Source organism: Colwellia sp. KU-HH00111 (assembly GCF_040362745.1).
GTDB lineage: Bacteria > Pseudomonadota > Gammaproteobacteria > Enterobacterales > Alteromonadaceae > Colwellia.
This window is the reverse complement of the sequence record NZ_BAABWO010000006.1, coordinates 287,168-309,781: the sequence shown is the minus strand read 5'-3', so window position 1 is coordinate 309,781 and position 22,614 is coordinate 287,168. Positions and strand designations below refer to the sequence as shown.

The window sequence follows — 22,614 nt, the reverse complement described above, 5'->3', positions numbered from 1 at the left end:
TTAATAGATAGATTATAAACCCAGCTTTAGTGTAATAACAGCACTAACTTGTTACAAAATACCATCATTTCTGTTAGAGTTTAAATGACATTTTTTATATAATAATAAAAATTTTAGTTTCTCTCAGTAAAGCATTATAAAACAGGCATAACAATGGAAGGTAATTTAAGAAACGCATTAATTATTCTTAGTGGTGTAGTCATAGCGGCTATTTTTATCCATGGTTTGTGGACGATTAGAAAGCAAAAAAATCCGTATAAACTGAAAACTAGCAAGGAAAAGGTCAAACCAATAGATAGAAGCTTCGATGGTAGTGGCTTTGATCAAGATGGTGTTGGTCAAGTAAAAGTATTAAAACAAGTCAATGAGCCTCAAGTTGAAAGTGAAAAAGATTTTGAGCAGCATATTAGCCTTGAAGAAATTAGCCACCTTGAAACAGGGCAAAGTCAACAGTTGTATGACGAATTAGACACAAAAGAGCAAATGCATGAGCATGAAGTAGCCTTTGAGTTGTCAGAGCCTCAAGCTTTCCCAGAAGAAACTGAAAGTAGTGCTCAACCGGTAAAAGAAGAAATCACTTTAGAGCCGCCTTTATATCAACAACCTGTGACTCAAGCGAAACCGGCGGCTAAGGTGAAAAAAAGTACCACTAAAAAAACACCGACTAAAGCAGAGGTAAAACGTAACCAAATGGAAATTAATTTTGGTGATGGTTTATCCCTTGATGATGAAAAAACGCCAAACATAGATGCTGATATTAGTGTAGAAAAACCTGCCACTGGAGCGTTAGAAACTCAAGTCATTATTTTGAGTGTTGTTATGCCAGCTAATCATCAAATGTCTGGTGCGGCATTACTGCCAACCTTACTCACTTTAGGTATGAAGTATGGAGAGATGAATATTTTTCACCGTCATCAAGACAATGCAGGTAATGGTGGGGTTACTTTTAGTTTAGCTAATATGCTTAATCCGGGTTCATTTGATTTGGATTCAATGGAAACGTTTGCAACACAAGGGGTAAGCTTGTTTATGACACTACCCAATGCAGGTGATCCGTTCGCGGCATTTGAACAAATGTTAGCCGCAGCAAAACAGTTAGCGCAAGAGTTTAATGCTCAGTTACTTGATGATAAACGTAATGTCATGACTAAACAAACAGAGCAACATTACGTAAGTAAAATACGTGAGTTTGACCGACAACATCGCCTAGCTAGTGTCGAGTAATGGTTAGGTTGTTAATACATTGTCAATTGGATATTCGGGTGAAGCAATTGTTTGTTTAAAATAAACCCTGTCGTTAGCGGCTGATTAGCTCAAATTTAATTGGGTCGAAAGCCTCGGCGTTAAACATTTTCATAACGCAATAATCATAACGTAATAATCATAACGCTATTTAGGTCAGACATCTGTTTGGCTAAAAGCAAAAGATCCCCTTCTATGCAGGTTGGACTTGAGTCCAACGCAGGGTTTGACCTGACTAAGGAACCATACCATGATCACAACTCATTTCAATGATGAGCAATTAGCTATTCTGAAGACTTTTGATAGCAACCTTAACCCGAAACATATAAGTGCGCTATTTGAAAAATCTGAATTAACCTCTCAAGAGTTAGTACAGCTTTTGCAGGCATCAAATGCACTTTATCGAGCTGGTACGCCGGTTTTAACAGATCAGCAATATGATTTATATACCTCAATGTTAAGAGAATTAAATCATCTTCATCCTTTCCTCAATCAAGTTGAACCTGAGGTGTTGGCTGAAGCTAAAACCGTTGAATTACCCCAAAGGATGCTTTCAACAGAGAAGGCTTATACGGTTGCAGATATTGAAAAATGGCTTAAGCGAATTTTAAAAGCCGCGGACGAAATAAATGTATCTGAAGATGAAATTGAACTACGGGTAACGCCCAAATTAGATGGTTATGCGGCCTACGATGATGGCACAAAACTTTATACCCGTGGGGATGGCTACCGAGGACAAGACATTACTAGAGCGATTGAACGTGGGTTGAAAATTGCTGAAAATGGTCGTCGAGGCTTAGGGCCTGGTGAAATTGTGATTAAAAAAAGCTATTTCGATCAGGTGTTAAGTGATATTTTCGAAAATTCGAGAAATATCCAAGCAGCAATAATTGCCGAAAAGAAAATGGATGAAAATGTACAAAAAGCCATAGACGAAGGCGCTTGTGTTTTTTATCCTTTTGCTTTGCTTAAAAATACAACAGACCACTTCAAAACAATTATTGATAACTTTGACACAATTGTCGAAGCCATGTGGAAAGCAGTAGACTTTGATATAGATGGCGTAATTTTAGAAGCGACTCACCCTGAAATTAAAGCACATATGGGGGCGACTAGGCGTAACCATAGATGGCAAATTGCGTTTAAAGTCAATGAAGATTCAGCACAAGTTGAAGTCGTTAATGTTATTCCTCAAACCTCAAGAACTGGACGCATTTCCCCCGTAGCTGAATTAATACCGACTAAGCTCAGTGGCGCGACCATTAGCAGAGTGACAGTACACCATTACAACATGGTTAAAACCAACGGCGTAGGACCAGGAGCAATAGTGCAAATTGTTCGAAGTGGTTTAGTTATTCCTAAGATTGAACAAGTAATTAAAAAAGCAGAGCCGCAAATTCCGAGTGAGTGTCCAAGTTGTAAGTCACATTTGCTGTGGGAGTCCGATCATTTAATTTGTCCGAATAAAAGTGATTGCCCAGCGCAAACTGAAAATACACTGGTACATTTCTTTAAAACTCTCGGAAACAATGATGGGTTTGGGCCTAAAGTTATTGAAAAATTAAGCAATTATGGCGTCAAACATATCCATGAAATATATGCAAAAAAAGTACATAATTTTAAAGGCTATGGTTTTGGTGATAAAACCTCACAAAACTTATTTGATCAATTAAAAGCTAGTCGAGAAGTTGAAGTGGAGGATTGGCGTTTCTTGTCTGCCTTTGGCGTGAGTCGATTAGGTGGGGGGAATTGTGAAAAACTGCTTCAACATCATGAAATAACTCAATTGTTCGAATTATCCGCTGAAGACATGGTAAAAATTGATGGTTTTGCACAACTTAGTGCTGAAGCCATTGTTGAAGGGTTAGCGAATATCAAAACAGAATTTTTTAAGGTTTATGAGCTCGGTTTTAATTTAGCGCAAACCCCAAAAGCATCTGAACAAAATAATAAAGCGTCTGAAATAGCCGGGGCAGTGATAGTATTTACTGGCTCAATGCAACAGGGTGCTAGAGGAGATATGGAAAAGCAGGCCAAATCTTTAGGAGCTAAAGTCGCTAAATCAGTTACTGGTAAAACAACGTATCTTGTTACAGGTGAAAAAGTGGGTGAAACTAAAATTAATGCGGCTAAAGATAAAGGTGTTCAGGTGCTTACAGAGCAAGAGTACCTGGATTTAATTGGCTAAGGATCATAATAATGCAATATCACACCATTAAGCTTAAGTTGAAATTATGGGTTATTAAGACCCGTTTAATCGGTTTAGTTATTGGGGCTTCTTTACTCTCGACCCACACAATGGCACAGTCAACTTTAGGTCACCCCAAAATAACGGTGCAACAGGCAAAGGCATTAAATATGTTGGATCAGCGGTCCAATAGTGGAACAACAAAAACACTAGATTTGCAGATAAGCAAACTGTCTGATAATCAAGGGCAGGTGTACTTGGGCGCAATCATAAGTAGAGCTCAATTATTAAGCTACTTAACGCAGTTAAAAGGTATCTTGAAATCTGAATATCAAGTCTTTCGAAGCCATCAAGCGGCGCGAGATCATCATTCTTTTCATATGACTTTACTGAGCCCTAAAGAGTATCAGTTAGCAGATACCGCCTTAGTGGAAAAATTATTGGGGGCAGGTAAAGACAAGCAAGCAACCACTCATTTAACTGTGACTTTATTGGGCTTAGCGAAGGTTGAGCAAGACAATAAAAGCACTTTTTTTGTTGTCGCACAAAGTAATGAAGGACAATTGTTACGGCAAGGATTTTTACTACCGCCAAAAGACTTTCATGTGACTTTAGGCTTTAATCCCACGGATATTTACGGGGTAAAAAAAGACCTCAGTACTTTGATCGACAGAAACTAATCCCTTATTCAAACCTAAGACTTAGTGATACGCCAAAAAGCAAAGCCAGCGGCAAAAAATAAAATCATAGGGTAAAAGGCGTGAGAAATAACGGCAAGTGGCGAGATACCTAAGGTTGCTCCAAGCAGCAACGCCTGAGCACCATAAGGCAGCAGCCCTTGGTTAATGCAAGCAAAGATATCTAACAAGCTAGCAGATTGTGCTGGTGATAATTGACCATCATCGGCTAATTCTTTAGCGGTTTCGCCAGTAATGATAATAGATACAGTATTATTGGCGGTAAAAAAGTTGCAGCAAAAAGTGAGGCCCGCGATACCAAATCCAGCAGAGCGTTTAGGGTTGTTTGGACTTAATTTACTGGCGATTGACTTAATTGCAAGTGTTAAGGCCAGTAAGCCCCCTTGGTGACGGATTAGCTCACTTAAACCACCAATAAATAGCGATAAAATGAAGATATCTTGCATGCTAGCAAAACCTGCATTGATGTCGTTGATCCATGTTGATAATTGATAGTCATTGGTAAGCATGCCAATGGCCGCAGCAAGGACTATACCTAAAGACAGAACAACAAAAACATTCACTCCTGACAATGCTAACACTAAGATTACTATGTAAGGAATAAGACCAATTAAAGCGGCATCGCTCGTCATTTCATAATCAATACTTTGTCCTATAGAGGAAAAAATAAGTAAACAAATAATGGCAGCGGGTACAGCAAACTTAAAGTTAACTCTAAATTTATCTCTCATATGCGCCCCCTGACTGCGTGTAGCCGCTATGGTGGTGTCAGAAATGATGGATAGGTTGTCACCAAAAATAGCACCAGAAATTAAACAACCGGCAATAACGGCTGGATCTAAACCAGCAGACTCAATAAAGCCTAAGGCAATGGGCGCAATTGCAGCAATAGTACCCATAGACGTCCCCATAGCGGTAGAAAGGAAAGCGGCAACTAAAAATAACCCCGGGAGTAACAAATAAGCAGGAAAAATAGCTAAACCAAGTTGTACACTGGCATCAACACTACCAGTGGCTTTGGCAACGGTAGCAAAAGCTCCTGCGAGCAAATAGATAATACACATGGTCATAATATTAGCGTGGCCAGCACCACGAATAAACCGGGCAATTTGGTTATCAATTGAGTGTTTTTCTAATCGCTTTCCTAAATAAATAGCGACAAAGATAGCAGGTATTATAGCTATACTTGCAGGGAGTTGATAAAAAGCGAAGTCACTGCCTTGCAGAGTAAGCACAATGCCAGTGCCAAGAAAAATGCCAAGAAAAACAGCAAAAGGCAGTAACGCTACCATGTTCTTTTTAACTGGGGCTGAAGGCTCTTTTGCTGAAGGAACACTCATAAAAATCAAACTTACTATTATTGTTATTAGGCAAAGGCATTATACCCAAACCACTTCAAGATGCTAGTTTCAGGACGCCTGAGCGAATAATGATGCTGTGAAGCGGTGATTGTAAAATAATAACAAGCCTACCCAGAATCTCTCGCTCTTTAGCAAGTTTGAGAAGATAACCTATAACTTATAACAAATAATCAGAAAAAATAATTAAATAGCAAGGATAGGCTACTACATACTAGTGGTGGTTTATGATAGACTCTCGCAGATTTTTAATTCTCTATTTCTTTCAAAAAGTAAGTGAAAAATATGTCTGATAATAAATTTGAAACAATTGAACAACGCGTAAGCTACGGTGTTGGTCGTCAACTTGGTGATCAATTACGTAATAATCCTTTTAAAGACTTTGATACAAGTGCTGTTCAAGCAGGTATTGCTGACGCATTAGTTAACGCTGCTAGTCAAGTATCTGATGAAGATTTAAATGAAGCTTTTTCAGTTGTTTCTAAAAAGTTACAAGAGCAAGAGCAAGCTATCGCTAAAGAAAAAGCAGCGGAAGGCGAAGCTTTTCTAGCTGAAAATGCCAAACGTGACGAAGTAACTGTTACTGAGTCGGGTTTACAATACGAAGTTGTTACTACAGGTGAAGGTGATAAACCAACAGCGGCTAGTACTGTTCGTGTTCACTATCACGGTACGTTTGCTAATGGCGATGTATTTGATAGCTCAGTAGAGCGTGGTCAACCGGCTGAATTCCCTGTTGGCGGTGTGATCGCTGGTTGGACTGAAGCACTTCAGTTGATGACTGAAGGTAGTAAGTGGAAATTAACTATTCCCTACAATTTAGCTTATGGCGAACAAGGCTCGCAAGGTGCAATACCTCCTTATGCTACTTTGGTATTTGATGTTGAGTTAATTAGCATCGTTAGCTAATTAAGTTATTTTAAAGCCCTCAGTTGAGGGCTTTTTTTTAATAATAAATAAATGAGTAATCACTTTGTCTGCTGAAAAAATTAGCCGCTTCTTCAATCAATATGTCACCGCTTTTAAACACTATGATTTAAGCCAAGTGTCGGCGTGCTATCATTTACCTTGTACATTACATACCCCAGATAAAGTGATTCTGTTAACCGAATTACAGCAGTGTAAGCAAGTTTTTGGTGATATCTTTAGTCAATTACAGCAAGCTAAAACCAGCGATATTATCGTGAAAAAAGCAAGTTACTCAAGGGTTACTAGTGAAGTGTTGCTGGTAAGTATTGAGTGGGATTTTATTGATAGCCAAGGCGCTGTCTTTGCTGACTTTTGTGCTACATATCATTTAATCCAGATAAAAGATGAACTGAAAATCATCAGTGTTGTGTCTCATGATTTATCAAGTGCTATAGTGTTAGCACATAAATTTAGTTTAACGGCTTGAGTAGTGTCGGCGAATTTAGTAACGACATTGTATTGATAACCAGTGTAACGAGAAGAAAAAAATGAAAGTAAAGGTAGCAATTTTAGGCTGTAGTGGTCGCATGGGTCGTAATCTTATTCAAGCAGCTCATGAACATGAAAGTATTGAACTTATTGGCGGCAGTGTTCGTGAAAGCTCTTCATTTGTAGATTTTGATTTAGGTGAATTAGCGGGTGTTGGAGCCATTGGGCTTTCAACATCAACTCAGTTAGCACAATTATCAGCTGCAGATGTTTTTATTGATTTCACTACTATAGAGACTACATTAGATAATATTAAATGGTGTCAAGCGCACAATAAAGCCTTGGTAATAGGTACAACAGGTTTTAATGATGAACAAGTAAAAGTTATCGAAAGCGCAGGTGAAACAATGCCGATTGTGTTAGCGCCTAACACGAGTGTTGGTGTTAATTTATTGTTTAAGTTACTAGAAATAACAGCCAAGGCAATTGGCGACTATACTGATATAGAAATTTTTGAAGCTCATCATCGATTCAAAAAAGATGCACCATCAGGCACTGCCGTTAAAATGGGACAAGTTATTGCAGACACTTTGGGCCGAGACTTAAAAGCGTGCGCGGTTTATGGTCGAGAAGGGATTACTGAAGAGCGGAGTAAGGAAACCATAGGGTTTGCTACCGTTAGAGCCGGGGATATTGTAGGCGAGCACACGGCATTTTTTGCTGATTTAGGTGAACGGTTAGAAATTACGCATAAAGCGAGTTCACGTATGACTTTTGCATTAGGAGCAATGCGTGCTGCATTTTGGTTAAGCAGTGCTGAAAATGGCTATTACGATATGCAGGATGTTTTAGGTTTAAAATAATAGATAACTGTTGTTTTTGACCAGTTAGTCATGAAAATGCTTTTAATTGCATAAAATGATATGTTTTTACATTTTTTACTAGACGAGAGAAAGCTACAAGCGTAAAATAAGTGGATTTTGTCAAAAATTTAGCTAAAGGTGAGTTTTTGACATTTTTTATGTGCAAATTTTGTGGCTATTTGATGGTTATTTTAACGTAAGGTTTGGCTTGTTTTAAAAGACCTGTTTTTTGCATTTTTTTCTTCTTTTGGAGGTTACATTGGCTATATCTGCTATTTTAGTACTACAAGACGGTACTGTATTTCAAGGCACTGCTATTGGTGCAACAGGGTCAGCTGTTGGTGAGGTGGTATTTAACACATCAATGACAGGCTATCAGGAAATTCTTACCGATCCTTCGTATGCAGAACAAATTATCACCCTGACATACCCTCATATTGGTAATACAGGTACTAACTGTGAAGATAAAGAATCAGCGTCGATTGTTGCTAAAGGGTTAGTAATTCGAGATTTACCTTTATTAGCCAGTAACTTTCGAAATGAGCAAAGTTTAAGCGAATACCTAATCGCCAATAATATTTTAGGTATTGCTGATATTGATACCCGTAAATTGACGCGTATTTTACGAGAAAAAGGCGCACAAAATGGCTGTATTTTAACACTCGATGATAACAGCGATGAAAGCTTACAAGCTGCAAAAGATAAAGCTTTAGCGCAAGCAAAAACATTTCCTGGTCTTAAAGGTATGGATTTAGCGAAGGTTGTTTCTACTAAAGAAAAATATCAATGGACTGCGGGTAGTTGGTCACTAGGAAAAGCCATGGGAGAAGGTTTTTCTAAACCTGAAAACTTTGACTTTCATGTGGTTGCGTACGATTTTGGTGCGAAAAGTAATATTTTGCGTATGTTAGTTGACCGAGGTTGTCAGTTGACTGTGGTACCCGCGCAAACGCCAGCAAGTGAAGTACTGGCAATGAATCCTGATGGTATCTTTTTGTCAAATGGTCCTGGAGACCCAGAGCCGTGCGACTATGCTATTAGCGCGATCAAAGAATTTCTAAACACAGAAATCCCCGTTTTTGGTATTTGTTTAGGACATCAATTACTTGGATTAGCTAGTGGTGCGAAAACAATCAAAATGAAATTTGGTCATCATGGTGCTAACCATCCGGTAAAAGATTTTGCCCGTGATGTTGTGATGATTACCTCTCAAAACCATGGTTTTGCAGTGGAGGAAGCTAGCTTACCTAGTACCTTACGTGTGACGCATAAATCATTATTTGATGACTCTTTACAGGGTATTCACCGTACTGACAAACCGGCTTTTAGTTTTCAAGGGCATCCAGAGGCAAGTCCAGGCCCGCACGATGCAGCCCCGTTGTTTGATCATTTCATTGATTTGATCAACGAATACAAAGCAAAACAAGCGTAAACGCTCCTTAGCAAGATAAACAAGAGAGAATATTGACATGGCAAAAAGAACTGATTTAAAAAGTATCTTGATCTTAGGCGCTGGCCCCATTGTAATTGGTCAAGCTTGTGAGTTTGATTATTCCGGTGCGCAAGCATGTAAAGCGCTTCGTGAAGAAGGTTATCGGGTTATTTTAGTTAACTCTAACCCTGCAACTATCATGACAGACCCTGATATGGCTGATGCGACATACATAGAGCCAATTCATTGGGAAGTTGTTCGTAAAATTATTGAAAAAGAACGCCCTTGTGCGGTATTACCAACCATGGGTGGCCAAACCGCACTTAACTGTGCACTAGAACTAGAAGCTAAAGGCGTATTAAAAGAGTTCAACGTTGAAATGATTGGTGCAACGGCTGATGCTATTGATAAAGCAGAAGACAGAAGTCGTTTCGATAAAGCAATGAAAAACATTGGCTTAGAATGTCCTCGCGCTGAAATTGTTCATTCAATGGAAGAAGCAAAAGACACCGCTACTCGCATTGGTTTTCCATGTATCATTCGTCCATCTTTTACTATGGGTGGGACGGGTGGCGGTATTGCATACAACCAAGAAGAATATGAAGAGATTTGTACGCGTGGTTTAGACCTTTCTCCTACTTCTGAGCTATTAATTGATGAATCGTTAATTGGTTGGAAAGAGTATGAGATGGAAGTGGTTCGTGACAAAAATGATAACTGTATCATTATTTGTTCAATAGAGAACTTCGACCCTATGGGTATTCATACTGGTGACTCTATTACTGTTGCCCCCGCGCAAACCTTAACAGATAAAGAATATCAAATCATGCGTAACGCTTCTTTAGCGGTATTACGTGAGATTGGTGTTGAAACAGGTGGTTCAAACGTGCAGTTTGGCGTTTGTCCAGATACTGGTCGTATGGTTATTATTGAGATGAACCCACGTGTATCTCGTTCATCAGCGCTTGCTTCAAAAGCAACAGGTTTCCCAATTGCAAAAATTGCTGCAAAACTTGCGGTAGGTTATACCTTAGATGAATTGTCAAATGATATTACAGGCGGTGCGACACCTGCTTCATTTGAACCAACAATCGATTATGTTGTCACTAAGATACCACGTTTTAACTTTGAAAAGTTTGCTGGTAGTGAAGACAGATTAACCACGCAAATGAAATCTGTTGGTGAAGTTATGGCAATTGGCCGTAACCAACAAGAGTCAATGCAAAAAGCATTACGTGGCTTAGAAGTTGGCGTAAATGGTTTTGATCCTAAAGTTGATGTAACTCAACCCGGTGCTAAAACTGAAATTATGCATGAGCTTCAAGAAGCTGGTGCAGACAGAATTTGGTATGTAGCAGATGCATTCCGTTTAGGTTTAACGGTAGACGATATCTTTAGATTAACCAAGATTGATCGTTGGTTCTTAGTACAAATTGAAGATATTGTTTTAGAAGAAGCCAACGTTAGCGAAGGTGGTTTAAAAGTATTAACACCTGAATACTTACGTAAGTTAAAGCGAAAAGGTTTTGCTGATTCGCGTCTTGCTGATTTAATTGGTGTTGCTGAAGCAGAAATTCGTAAGAAACGTCATAATGCTGAAATATTCCCGGTTTACAAACGTGTAGATACCTGTGCGGCAGAGTTTAGTTCAGATACTGCTTATATGTACTCAACGTATGATGAAGAGTGTGAAGCACAGCCTACAGAGAATGACAAAATCATGATCTTAGGCGGTGGCCCTAACCGAATAGGTCAAGGTATCGAGTTTGATTACTGTTGTGTACACGCCGCGTTAGCATTACGTGAAGACGGTTATGAAACCATCATGGTTAACTGTAACCCTGAAACTGTTTCTACTGATTATGATACATCTGATAGATTATATTTTGAATCAATCACTTTTGAAGATGTACTTGAAATTGTTCGTATTGAAAAGCCAAAAGGCGTTATTGTTCAATACGGTGGTCAAACACCACTTAAATTAGCACGCGCTTTAGAAGCCGCTGGTGTGCCAATTATTGGTACTTCACCTGATGCAATAGACAGAGCAGAAGATAGAGAACGCTTTCAACAAGCGGTTGACCGTTTAGGTTTATTACAACCTGAAAATGCGACAGTGACGTCATTAGATGAAGCTTTAGCAAAAGCTGAAGCTATTGGTTTCCCACTTGTTGTACGTCCATCGTATGTATTAGGTGGTCGTGCGATGGAAATTGTTTATGATTTAGATGATTTACGTCGTTATATGACTGAAGCTGTTAGTGTATCTAACGATTCTCCTGTTTTACTTGATCACTTCCTTGATGATGCCATTGAAGTAGATATTGACGTGATTTGTGATGGTGAACAAGTGGTTGTTGGCGGTATTATGCAACACATTGAGCAAGCAGGTGTTCATTCAGGTGACTCAGCATGTTCTTTACCTGCCTATAGCTTAAGCCAAGAAGTTCAAGATGTTATGCGTAAGCAAGTAACAGATTTAGCTTTTGAGTTAGGTGTGGTTGGTTTGATGAATACTCAAATGGCCGTTAAAGACGACAAAGTGTACTTAATTGAAGTAAACCCACGTGCAGCACGTACCGTTCCATTTGTATCAAAAGCGACTTCCGTACCGTTAGCTAAAGTTGGTGCGCGTGTTATGGCGGGTAAATCACTTGAAGAGCAAGGTGTTACTACTGAAGTTATTCCACCATTTTTCTCGGTTAAAGAAGTGGTTATTCCATTTAACAAGTTCCACGGTAGTGACCCGTTAGTTGGCCCAGAAATGCGCTCTACAGGTGAGGTTATGGGCGTTGGCGATACGTTTGAAGAAGCTTATGCAAAAGCTAACTTAGGTGCTGGTGTTTCAGTGCCAAAATCTGGCAGAGCGTTAATTTCTGTTCGTAATAGTGATAAAGAACGTGTCGTTGATTTAGCCAAGCAAATGGTGGCATTAGGTTATGAGTTAGATGCAACTCACGGTACAGCAATTGTACTAGGTGAAGCTAATGTACCTGTACGCTTGGTCAATAAAGTTCATGAAGGTCGTCCTCATATTCTTGATCGGATTAAAAATAGCGAATACAACTACATTATTAATACCACAGAGGGTCGCAAAGCCATAGAAGACTCAAAAGTATTACGAGGTGGTGCATTACGTTATAAAGTAGCATACACTACGACGTTAAACGCAGCGTTTGCCTCTTGTCGAGCTCATGCAGCTGATGATCGTAATACAGTTACCTCGATTCAAGAATTACATAAACGTTGTAATTAATTTACAAACAAGGCAGCTAGCCATTATTAGTTGGTGACACTCACTTAATACACTTAAAGTAGAGTGTTGCTAACGTTAATGTGCAAGATTAACTTCTTTATAGAATAGATTAAATTTAAAAAATAAGATGGAATTATGAGCCAATATCCAATGACAGTCCATGGCGCAGAAGTCTTGCGTGCTGAATTAAATAATTTGAAAACTGTAAAACGTCCAGAAATTGTTGCTGCTATTGCAGATGCGCGCGAACATGGTGATTTAAAAGAAAATGCAGAATACCACGCAGCACGTGAACAACAAGGCTTTTGTGAAGGTCGTATTCAAGACATTGAAGGTAAACTAGGCAATGCGCAAATTATTGATGTATCGAAAATACCTAACTCAGGTAAGGTGATTTTTGGTGTTACAGTAACCTTGTTAAACATTGATACTGAAGAAACCGTTAAATACCAAATTGTTGGTGACGATGAAGCTGATATTAAGCTAGGTCGAATTTCAATAAACTCACCGATTGCCAGAGGGTTAATTGGCAAAACAGTGGATAGTGAAATTGAAATAGCCACACCAGGCGGTGTAGTAGAATATGAAATTATGGCAGTTGATCATATCTAACTACCTGAGCGTTATTGATAAAAATTAGCAGTACCTCTTTTTAAAACCTCAAAGTATCTCACTTTGAGGTTTTTTTATATCAAAAATTTGACAAGTAAAATAATACAGGTATATTTAAATGATATCACATTGATATCATTTAAAGAGTTATTTAAGGAATACTTATGAAAGAAAATAAAGGTTTTTCAATTAATGGATTTACGATGCTTTTAGTCTTGTTTGCTGCAATAGCTGTGCTTATTAGTTTTATTGTGAGTCAAGTTATTGCGGAGCAACCAAATTTTTGGTTTTTTGTACCATTGGCTTGTATAGTTTTTATTGCTCCAGGTTTTTTTATGGTGCAACCAAATCAAGCTAGAGTTATGACCTTCTTCGGTCGTTATGTCGGTACAATTAAGGCAAACGGTCTTCGATGGACGATTCCGTTTTTTATCGGTAGAACTATTTCATTAAGAATTAGAAATTTTGAATCGAATCAAATGAAAGTGAACGATAATCATGGTAACCCTATTGAAATTGCGACTGTGGTAGTTTGGTCTGTTGAAGATACAGCAGAAGCCATATTTGAGGTTGACGATTATGCTAGTTTTGTCAGTATTCAAAGTGAATCAGCATTACGTAATATGGCTATTAGCTACCCTTATGATCAACATGAAGATGATGCTATTGCATTGCGTAGTCACCCTCAGGAAGTCTCTGAGGCATTAAAAATTGAAATACAGGACAGGTTAGAAAAAGCAGGGGTTAAAGTACATGAGGCAAGAATTAGTCATCTAGCTTACGCGCCAGAAATTGCCAATGCGATGTTACAAAGACAGCAAGCCTCTGCAATTATTGCCGCTAGACGACTCATTGTTGATGGTGCTGTGGGTATGGTTGAAATGGCGTTGAGTCAATTATCAGAAAAAGCGATTGTTGAATTAGATGAAGAGCGCAAAGCGACCATGGTGAGTAATTTACTTGTGGTGTTATGTAGTGATAAAAGTACGCAGCCTGTTGTTAATACGGGTAGCCTATATTAGAAACCTAAAACACCTTATTAGGAGTTGTTATGGCAGCTAAAAAAAGTTTTCCGTTGCGGATAAACCCTGATGTGTTAGCGGCAATGCAGCGATGGTCAGATGATGAATTACGTAGTGTTAATGCACAAATAGAGTATGTTTTACGAAACGCTTTAGTTGACTCAGGTCGAGTTAAGTTGATACAAAAAACGGTGACGATTGTCGAAGAAAAAGAGAATAAGTAATTATTCCTATTCTCTATACAATCAAATTACTTAGAAAAGAGTGATGATGAAATATTAAAACGGGTCTTTTAATATTTCATCAATTAACCATTCATTGTCTTTTTGTATTAATGATAGACGTTTGACATCTTTAAGTTTACCACCTTGGTAATAGCCTTCTAAATAAACAGTTACTACGGCCTTGTCCTTAAAGCGCTCCCTGACTTTTACACCAGTATCATCAGGACGAATATCAATGATTTCCTCAAATGACATATTAAACATATGCCTCGCCACAGATTTTGACGTTTTGTAATGTAATAATAGGCGTGATAATTTCGGTGAACAAGCTGCTGCTGCTTTATTTATATTATTTTCTTTGTATATTGCTTCGAAGAAAGCAACCGCGACAAGTTTTGGATTTTCTATTTTACTAATTTCTTTTGTTTCACTGCCGCAAGCGCTTAGTAAAAAAATCAATGCAAAAGCTAACGATGATATTCTATACATAGGCTAATGCCTTAAATAAATAGTAAGTATAAATCTAAGCATAACGTACATATTAGTGGTTTTTCAATAAAAAAGGTGCCGAAGCACCTTTTAAAGACAAAAAACATAAGTAATATTTATTGCACTAATTCTTTATCTGAAAAGCTATCACTAAATAAAGCACTTGATAAATAGCGCTCTGCAGAGCTTGGTAGAATAGCTACTATAATTTTACCTGAGTTTTCAGGAAGTTCAGCAAGACGTTTAGCGGCGACAACTGCAGCACCAGAAGAAATACCGGCAAGAATACCTTCTTCTTTCATTAGGCGGTGCGACATCTCCATTGAGTCTTCATTGGTGACTTGTTCAACGCCATCTAACATCTCTAAATCAAGGTTACCTGGAATGAAGCCGGCACCAATACCTTGAATTTTGTGAGGACCCGGTGTTAATTCTTCGCCGGCAAGCTTTTGTGTAATCACTGGCGAGCTTGTTGGCTCAACTGCAATGCTTGTGATTGCTTTTCCTTGGGTTAATTTCAAGTAACGGCTGGTGCCCGTAATTGTACCACCTGTGCCTACACCTGAAACTAAGATGTCGATTTTTCCATCGGTATCACGCCAAATTTCAGGTCCAGTAGTTTTTTCGTGGATAGCTGGGTTCGCTGGATTTTCAAATTGGCCTAATAATACGTATTTATCAGGATCTGAATCTTTAATTTCTTGTGCTTTAGCTATTGCGCCATTCATGCCTTTAGCACCGTCTGTTAATTCTACTTTCGCCCCTAAGGCGGTAAGTAATTTGCGACGCTCTAAACTCATAGTACTTGGCATTGTTAAGGTGATACCGTAACCACGGGCTGCTGCAACAAAAGCAAGCGCAATACCGGTATTACCACTGGTTGGCTCAACAATTTCTTTGCCTTCAACCAGTAAGCCTTTTTCTTCAGCGTCCCATACCATACCTGCACCAATACGGCACTTAACACTAAAGCTTGGGTTACGGGCTTCAATTTTGGCATAAACAGTAGCTGTTGGTGTGCCATCACTGTTTTTAGTAGCAATTACGCGATTAAGCTTAACCAAAGGTGTGTTACCAATGGAGGTAGAATTATCTTCAAATATATTAGACATGGTGTGATCCTGTGACTATTTTCACTTAAGTATATTTGTTAAGATTAGCGCTTTATCACAGAAAAAGAAGTGATATTTTGTTATAACTTATATACTTTTATGGAATATCAAATGATTTTTCTATGACTTTTTATAAGTGCGTTTAACAATCACGCGATTATTTATGTTAAATCATGTAGATATTGTAGTATATCGCCTGAATAGTCATCAGTTAGAGGGTTAATCGGTTGAACAGTATTGAAGAAATCTCCAGCACTGATGTGGTGATAGTATCAGAAGAAGAAACAAAACATTACCTCACACCGTTTGCCTTTAAATTGGATAAATCCCTATTAGGGTTACCGCTTGCTTCTCCTGCTAAACGCGGCATAGCCTTAATTATAGATTTTAGTCTCATTGCTTTACTAAGCGATATTTCAGGTGTCGCTTTAGCGCTTGCAATTGCGATCACATTTTACTACCTAGGAAATAAAAAAAGAGCAGAAAAGTCAGGTACAACTACTGGACATAAACGCCGTAAAACCTTTCGAATCATTGCAGCTATTATGGTGTTTTTTGTTTTGCTCGATACCTTACCGCCTTTGTTGACATATTTTAATGGGCAAGATACTGAAGCTTCCTTAAACACAGCTGATAACTCACTTGCTTTGTCAGAGTCTGTTTTACTAGCCGCATTGTTACTATCAGCAGAACAAACTATTGATGACAGCAGTTGCCAACAGTTTGATTGTTGGCAAACAGAATTAGGCGCTGTTGCAGAGCAGGTTGCTTTAGTGAATTATGAGGGAAATATCAAAATAACGTTAACCCAACTTGATAATATCTTTTCAGGTCTTGCGCAAGAAATTGCATTAACTGTAGATGAACAAGCTCAACTCTTGTTGTTTATGCAAGCTAGCTACAAGCAAAAGCTTGCTAGTCTTGAAGAGGAAACTACTGCTGAAAATCAGTTAGCCGTTGATATGTTAAAAGAAAAGGATTTTCAAACTCAAGTGACTACTTTGCCTTTAACAAAAGATGAAATAGTACCTAGTATAACGCCACAGCCAGAACAGCAAACAGTAAAAAAACCTGTTTACTCAATAATTGAATGGGTAAAAGCAATTATTGAGGATTTAGGCTTGGGATTTGGCTGGGCGACATTTTACTTCACCGCTTTTATTGCTTTAGGTCAAGGGCAAACGTTAGGGAAAAAACTGCTAGGCATTAGAGTTTTGCAATTAGATGGCACCCCGTTATCATTTTGGGATAGTTTTGGTCGATATGGCGGATACGGGGCAGGTCTGGCGACAGGTCTATTAGGCTTTATCCAAATTTATTGGGACGCAAATCGACAAGCTATCCATGACAAAATCTCAGCTACTGTGGTTATCGATATACGAAAATCACGGTTAACTCGATCATCAAATGAGCAGGATAAACATCATTCATCTTGATAAAAAACGTTAAAGACTTGTATACTTTTTGTTTGTACTGTAGAGTGCGAGCCTGAATTAGTTAATTACCTCCTCAAACTAATTTAAAGTATCTTAAATGATATCCTATTGTTATGTCTTTCCTTATCTAGTTTGCCATCTTTAGAATTTATTACTTATTTATTGTCTGGATTTTATCGCTTTATTTCACAGTAAACCTTGTGATTCATGCAGTAAAAAGTTGTGTTTATATTTGGCGGTTTTACGCCTATTTATGAGAATTTTATATGTCTTTTACCTATAAGGGTCAGCAGATCCCGATAATGCATCCAGTGCATTCAATTTCTGTTAACAAAAAACATGTGCTGATCAAACATGCCCATGGCGCAAGCAATGTTACTTTTGCAAGTTCATCTGATTTTAAAAGCTTTCTTTGTTGGTTATCTGAAAATTAATTGCATAAGTTGTGGCTAAACTGACCTAATTTTATCATTAGGTCAGTACTCATATTGAACATGAAGATAGTCGCTTAGACTCTTTATAAAGACCAAGCGTAACTGATTTTAGTAAAAAATGTTCTATCGCTTGGTTTTAATTTTGTTAAATCATTATCTTGAAAACTAAAATCAGAATACCCTAGGAAGAACACCGTTTGTGGGTTTATTTTATAGGCGTAAATTAATTTTGTGGCTAAATCTTTATATGCTTCACCGCTAGCGTATTCAACATCATAATAGGCAAGGCTAAATTTCAAGTAGCTACGTACATCAAATTGATAGGACAAACGAAGATCAGAGATGTTAGCGATGTAAAAATTCTCGGTAGTGCCCTGGTTATTCTTTGTATCTAATTTGCTGTAGGTCTGATAATAATCAAACTCAAAATGATCGGTTACGAAAATAGTCACATTAGCCGCAACCTGCTTTAAATCGCCTAATCGATCATTAGCGTAATCAATTTTATCACCAACAGTCACATCAAGTGAGATAAAAGTACGGTTATTTAATTTAACACTGCTATATAAATTGAGTTGATCTTCATTAAAGGACGATGTGTTACCGTCGATATCTGTTAAGGTATTGTCATAACGAAGGCCTACCTTTTCGCCATGAGTAAAGTCTAGTTCGAAAATCGATTGCAAGGGGCCATCAATTGAAAATCTAGTACTTAGCTCTCGTTCAATCAACTCGTTATTAATATTGTGAACTATTTTCCATTCACCAGAGATACCAGCCTCCTGCCAAAGACTATCTTGCTCAGAATAGAAGGTTCTTTTGAGTAATGCTGTGTCAATTTTGATATCAGCTTTAGGCATATAGCCTAAATCAGCTCGAAAATTAGTACCAATAGTTTGATGGTCTAAATCAAGTAACCAGTACTCAGAATCATGGGTAAAGTTAATTTTAAACGCTTGTTCGCTAGAATTATTGTCATGGTTGCTATAGCTGTTGCTAAATAGCTCAAATTCAGAGTCAGAAGTTAACCACTGTGCTTTTAATGCATTAGAGTCAGATAAACGGTAACGTGCATCCAAGCCGACAACATAGTTATGATAATCATCTGCTGAACGTAAGGTGGCAATAGCACCTATGGTTAAATCATCATTATAATCGAAACGGTACCGAAAAACGCTGGCGTTGCTAGCTCTATTTAAGGTAATAATGTCAGAATTTAAATTACCTGGAAGTAAAATATTGGTTTTAGTATCGTTAGTGGTAAATACCCCGTAGCTGTGTTTATTAATTCTACCGGTAAGTTTGGCGCCATAATCGGGTTCAGCAATGTTTCTCGTATAAACCAAGTTAAAGTCACTACTAAAATAGTCGCTATTATCGAGAAAAAACGCACGTTTTTCTTCATAAAGTAAGGCAAAGTTGGTATTAACCTTAAGTTGTGGACTATCACTTTCTACCGTTGAAAAGTCAGGGTTGATGGTGGCATTTAATAAGTTATTGGAATTGATACTCCAGCGTAAATCTAACCCTGCAGAAATATCATCTTGAGTAGCCCAGTTACTCGCAGCATCGCTATTTTGTGAATAGGTATCTCTGGTTTGATTTCTGTTGGCACTGAGAGTTGGTGTTAAGCGCAAGTTTTTACCTATTTTAGCACTTTTAAAGCCTACGGCTTCTGGGTATTGACAAAGCCAACAGGCGTTGTCTCTATCGAGCGGTACATGAGAAATACGTAATTTGGTATCCCTAGGGTAGGTTCTGACAAGTTCAATGGCCCACTTTTTTTCTTGCCCGTCACTTTTGAAGTTTAAAATGCTATAAGGAATGGCAATTTCAACTTGGTAGCCGTTGGCTGTTTTTTTACCAAAAGAATACCAAAGTCCATCCCAAGCAGTATTAGCGCTGAGTGTTATTTCATTGAAGGTAGCATCATTTTGCACACCATAAGGGTTGACAAAAAACTCATAGTTCAAACGACGATTATTGTGGGTGTCGAGTTTGATGCCAACCAGATCATCAAACCAAGCTGTGTCTCTATCTCTTAAAAAGCCTTGGATTTTTTCAGGATCAGGATCTTCAGCAATAAATGACACATAGAGAAACTCACCATTTTCAATCAACTTCGCTGTGGTTTTTACGGGGCTAGGTAAGTTATCCCAAGGACTGTTAACCAAGTCAAGGTCAACCACTAATGCTTTAGACCAAAGTGAATCTTCTAAGCTACCATCAATAGAAATACTTCCTTTGCTATAGGGAATATTTAAAGGTTGTAATCTCTCTGAGAGCAGGGTGCTTGCTTGTACCGAAAATAGGGTAAAGTTCAGTAAAAAAGTAATAAAAAGCACCGATAAGTTATTATAACTTAGCTTTTTCATATATCATCCGTAAATTTATTGTTATTAATTATTATTATTATTGGCGAGTATCACCGAATACGAATGTTATTCGTATAAAAATTGTGTGGATTGTTACAAATTTCAGCTACTAACACAATAATCACCATTGACTATTTGTTATTTATTTCGATTTTGCTTGCGTATATTATCAATTAGTCATGGCTATTTACTTTTGTTATTATCTGACTTAATCGTTAGCTTTGCTGATGAAAGGTCAAATAACCAAGATATACTATTGCAGTATGTTATTAACGCGTTAATATTGGCTAGGAATATCACCGCTTTCACTGTTTTCACTCCCTTGAGGTTATATATGCCGCTATCGACTCTAGATATTGTTGCTTTGCTTACTTTTTTACTTTCTTGGTCAGGTTATACTTGGTTTGCACGAATAAAAGCAAAAACAACAGATTGTATAGCGCGCAGTTTAAATCAGCATAGAATTCATTGGATGTCTGAAACGATAACCCGAGAGGTGAGAGTGGGAGAGGCGGCTTTATTGGCAAATTTAGAGCGTAATATTGCTTTTTTTGCCTCAAGTACCTTGTTAGTTTTGGCTGGTATTCTGACCTTATTTGCAAAAATTAATACCTTAGAGTCAGTTATTTTGTCTATACCTTATGCTGATCATGCCAGTCATTTAGCTATTCAGCTTAAGCTAAGTTTGTTAGCGTTTATTTTTGTCTTATCTTTTTTCCAATTTACCTGGTCTATGCGGCAATATGGTTTTGTAAATGTGATGGTTGGTGCTGCACCTATTGATGTGTCAGGTACCAACAAAAATTTACAAGCATATGCAAGGCAAATGGCCATTGTACAAGATCAAGCAGCCCACTCTTATAATTATGGGTTACGTTCATATTATTTTGCTTTGGCGGCTATTTGTTGGTTTTTTCATCCTATTTTGTTAATGGTAATGAGTCTTTGGATTGTATATACCTTATATGCACGAGAGTTTAATTCTAAGGCGGTAAAAGCGATCACGGCTGGTCAAGCATACCTTAATACTGAACGTGAAACTAAGTTGAAAAGCAGGTTGGATAAGTGACGGTTAACCAACAGAACAAATATCAGAAATATTCTGTAGAAGACTTCGATAGTTACGATTGCCTTAAATTGTCTAAAGGTTTTTATTTAGTGCTGCTCTTTGTCTTGCGTGGATATTTAGTATGGTTAATGTCCGTAACAAATATGCGTGACAGGGTGAGTATTATTTCTTGGATATACCCAGAAACAGCGTTGTTTTACCTAAGTTTACTTTCAGGTGCAGTAGGTTTATTTGTGGTATTGATTATTAGTTTGCGCAGGCCAAAAGCTGCAGCCTGGGTGCAATCATGCTGGAAGCATAGTCGCGCAATTTTAATTACCGCGTTATTATTTGATTTGCTCACTCATGCTGTAGGGTATTTTTATTGGCAGCTATTGTCATTACAGTGGTTAATTATGCAAATAGTTGTCACTATATTATTAATAGCCTTATGTTATAAAAGCGAGCGGTTTTCAATTAATTTAGAAGAATTTCCACAACCTATACCTGAAAATAACAAATCCTGAACGACCAATTTTAAACAAATGAGATGATTAACGTGAATGTAACGATTCCCCAAGAGACAAACGAAACAAAAGTTGATGTCAAACAAGAAGAAAGATTAATTATTCTTGATACCGAAACAACCGGCATTAACCCTAGAGAAGGTCATAGAATTGTAGAAATTGGTTGTGTGGAAATGATAAACAGACAACTGACGGGAAATAATTTTCACGTTTACATAAAACCCCTTGATGCACGCGGACAAGTGTTGCAAATGGAACAAGAGGTTATTGATGTCCATGGTTTAACCAACGAGTTTTTAGATGATAAACCAATTTTTTCTCAAGTCGCTGATGATTTTATAAATTTCATACGCGGTGGTGAGCTAGTCATTCATAATGCTAAATTTGATGTTGGCTTTATGGATCATGAGTTTTCATTATTAAACGCAGGTGAGCGTTTTAGCAATAAAGTACCGATGACAGGGGATATCTGTAGTGTTATTGATACCCTAAAAACGTCAAAAGATGAATTTGGCTCTCCTAAAACGTTAGATTATTTAGCTCGCTTTTATAAAGTAGATAAGTTAGTTGATCGGACTTATCACGGGGCATTAATTGATGCACAGCTGCTTGCTTTTGTTTATATTGAAATGACTCGAAAGCAATCAACCTTTAATTTATCAGTAAATGAAAATAGCAATGGTGATGAAAAAACGATCAGACGTTTGCCTAATGATCGAGAAAAATTAAAGGTTATCACGGCTACTGCCGATGAAGTAGAAGCCCATAAAGATAGATTACAGGTTGTAAAACAAAAAGGAGCAGAGCCACTTTGGACATTACCAAGTCATTAGTATTATGTATGCTGCTTTTAGTTAATATAAGCTTTGTTTGTGCTCAACAAGAGACAAAAGCTCAAAG

At 37.8% G+C, this 22,614-nt stretch carries 20 protein-coding genes; 16 read left to right on the top strand and 4 right to left on the bottom strand.

Annotated elements, in window-relative coordinates:
* Nucleotides 1–153: 153 nt before the first annotated feature.
* From zipA to ABXG98_RS13185, 3 genes are all read left to right on the top strand, one after another.
* Entirely contained in the window at nucleotides 154–1,224 is a 1,071-nt protein-coding gene (zipA, locus tag ABXG98_RS13195) for a cell division protein ZipA (RefSeq protein ID WP_353539157.1), read from the top strand.
* Between the two features lie 268 nt (nucleotides 1,225–1,492).
* Entirely contained in the window at nucleotides 1,493–3,430 is a 1,938-nt protein-coding gene (locus ABXG98_RS13190) for a BRCT domain-containing protein (RefSeq protein ID WP_353539156.1), read from the top strand.
* A gap of 11 nt (nucleotides 3,431–3,441) precedes the next feature.
* Nucleotides 3,442–4,110, top strand: a complete 669-nt coding sequence (locus ABXG98_RS13185; protein ID WP_353539155.1) for a hypothetical protein — start codon at nucleotides 3,442–3,444, stop codon at nucleotides 4,108–4,110.
* Between the two features lie 14 nt (nucleotides 4,111–4,124).
* Here ABXG98_RS13185 and ABXG98_RS13180 read toward each other — a convergent pair whose 3' ends face one another.
* Nucleotides 4,125–5,468: a Na+/H+ antiporter NhaC family protein gene (locus ABXG98_RS13180; RefSeq protein WP_353539154.1), complete on the bottom strand. Its 1,344-nt coding sequence runs from the start codon at nucleotides 5,466–5,468 to the stop codon at nucleotides 4,125–4,127.
* Between the two features lie 303 nt (nucleotides 5,469–5,771).
* Here ABXG98_RS13180 and bamJ point away from each other — a divergent pair, with 303 nt between their 5' ends.
* The 8 genes from bamJ to ABXG98_RS13140 all read left to right on the top strand — a co-directional run bounded on the left by bamJ (nucleotide 5,772) and on the right by ABXG98_RS13140 (nucleotide 14,293).
* A complete protein-coding gene (gene bamJ, locus ABXG98_RS13175; RefSeq protein ID WP_353539153.1) occupies nucleotides 5,772–6,395 on the top strand; it encodes a BamJ family beta-barrel-assembly machinery protein in 624 nt (207 codons plus the stop codon).
* 64 nt (nucleotides 6,396–6,459) lie between these two features.
* A complete protein-coding gene (locus ABXG98_RS13170) occupies nucleotides 6,460–6,882 on the top strand; it encodes a DUF6841 family protein (protein ID WP_353539152.1) in 423 nt (140 codons plus the stop codon).
* A 61-nt stretch (nucleotides 6,883–6,943) separates the two neighbouring features.
* On the top strand, nucleotides 6,944–7,747 hold the full coding sequence (gene dapB / locus ABXG98_RS13165; protein ID WP_353539151.1) for a 4-hydroxy-tetrahydrodipicolinate reductase: 804 nt from the start codon (nucleotides 6,944–6,946) through the stop codon (nucleotides 7,745–7,747).
* 259 nt (nucleotides 7,748–8,006) lie between these two features.
* A complete protein-coding gene (carA, locus tag ABXG98_RS13160; RefSeq protein ID WP_353539150.1) occupies nucleotides 8,007–9,179 on the top strand; it encodes a glutamine-hydrolyzing carbamoyl-phosphate synthase small subunit in 1,173 nt (390 codons plus the stop codon).
* Nucleotides 9,180–9,216: 37 nt separating this feature from the next.
* A complete protein-coding gene (gene carB / locus ABXG98_RS13155; protein ID WP_353539149.1) occupies nucleotides 9,217–12,435 on the top strand; it encodes a carbamoyl-phosphate synthase large subunit in 3,219 nt (1,072 codons plus the stop codon).
* A gap of 135 nt (nucleotides 12,436–12,570) precedes the next feature.
* The gene (greA, locus tag ABXG98_RS13150) at nucleotides 12,571–13,047 is read left to right on the top strand and encodes a transcription elongation factor GreA (RefSeq protein WP_353539148.1); all 477 of its coding nucleotides are present in this window, start codon (nucleotides 12,571–12,573) and stop codon (nucleotides 13,045–13,047) included.
* 164 nt (nucleotides 13,048–13,211) lie between these two features.
* Nucleotides 13,212–14,069: an SPFH domain-containing protein gene (locus ABXG98_RS13145; protein WP_353539147.1), complete on the top strand. Its 858-nt coding sequence runs from the start codon at nucleotides 13,212–13,214 to the stop codon at nucleotides 14,067–14,069.
* 29 nt (nucleotides 14,070–14,098) lie between these two features.
* Nucleotides 14,099–14,293, top strand: coding sequence for a type II toxin-antitoxin system antitoxin (locus tag ABXG98_RS13140; protein WP_353539146.1), 195 nt, complete (start codon nucleotides 14,099–14,101; stop codon nucleotides 14,291–14,293).
* 54 nt (nucleotides 14,294–14,347) lie between these two features.
* On the opposite strand, the gene ABXG98_RS13135 is transcribed toward ABXG98_RS13140, so the two are convergent.
* Together ABXG98_RS13135 and cysK are read right to left on the bottom strand one after the other, a co-directional pair.
* Nucleotides 14,348–14,782 carry a hypothetical protein gene (locus tag ABXG98_RS13135; protein ID WP_353539145.1) on the bottom strand — a complete coding sequence of 145 codons (435 nt, stop codon included), beginning with the start codon at nucleotides 14,780–14,782 and terminating at the stop codon, nucleotides 14,348–14,350.
* Nucleotides 14,783–14,898: 116 nt separating this feature from the next.
* Nucleotides 14,899–15,894: a cysteine synthase A gene (gene cysK, locus ABXG98_RS13130; RefSeq protein WP_353539144.1), complete on the bottom strand. Its 996-nt coding sequence runs from the start codon at nucleotides 15,892–15,894 to the stop codon at nucleotides 14,899–14,901.
* 227 nt (nucleotides 15,895–16,121) lie between these two features.
* Here cysK and ABXG98_RS13125 point away from each other — a divergent pair, with 227 nt between their 5' ends.
* Nucleotides 16,122–17,330 carry an RDD family protein gene (locus ABXG98_RS13125; protein WP_353539143.1) on the top strand — a complete coding sequence of 403 codons (1,209 nt, stop codon included), beginning with the start codon at nucleotides 16,122–16,124 and terminating at the stop codon, nucleotides 17,328–17,330.
* Nucleotides 17,331–17,596: 266 nt separating this feature from the next.
* The gene (locus ABXG98_RS13120; RefSeq protein ID WP_353539142.1) at nucleotides 17,597–17,764 is read left to right on the top strand and encodes a hypothetical protein; all 168 of its coding nucleotides are present in this window, start codon (nucleotides 17,597–17,599) and stop codon (nucleotides 17,762–17,764) included.
* Between the two features lie 83 nt (nucleotides 17,765–17,847).
* On the opposite strand, the gene ABXG98_RS13115 is transcribed toward ABXG98_RS13120, so the two are convergent.
* On the bottom strand, nucleotides 17,848–20,139 hold the full coding sequence (locus ABXG98_RS13115; protein WP_353539141.1) for a DUF5916 domain-containing protein: 2,292 nt from the start codon (nucleotides 20,137–20,139) through the stop codon (nucleotides 17,848–17,850).
* A gap of 334 nt (nucleotides 20,140–20,473) precedes the next feature.
* On the opposite strand from ABXG98_RS13115, the gene ABXG98_RS13110 reads away from it, so the two are divergent.
* Genes ABXG98_RS13110 through dnaQ form a run of 3 tightly spaced genes read left to right on the top strand, consistent with a single transcriptional unit; the run spans nucleotide 20,474 to nucleotide 22,547 of the window.
* Complete coding sequence (locus ABXG98_RS13110; protein WP_353539172.1) at nucleotides 20,474–21,208, top strand: DUF599 domain-containing protein; 735 nt, start codon at nucleotides 20,474–20,476, stop codon at nucleotides 21,206–21,208.
* Nucleotides 21,205–21,714 (top strand): DUF2919 family protein, encoded by a 510-nt coding sequence (locus ABXG98_RS13105; RefSeq protein ID WP_353539140.1) that lies wholly within the window; start codon nucleotides 21,205–21,207, stop codon nucleotides 21,712–21,714. The genes ABXG98_RS13110 and ABXG98_RS13105 overlap by 4 nt, the downstream gene beginning before the upstream one ends.
* Nucleotides 21,715–21,737: 23 nt before the next feature.
* Complete coding sequence (gene dnaQ / locus ABXG98_RS13100; RefSeq protein ID WP_353539139.1) at nucleotides 21,738–22,547, top strand: DNA polymerase III subunit epsilon; 810 nt, start codon at nucleotides 21,738–21,740, stop codon at nucleotides 22,545–22,547.
* The last annotated feature ends 67 nt before the right edge of the window (nucleotides 22,548–22,614 follow it).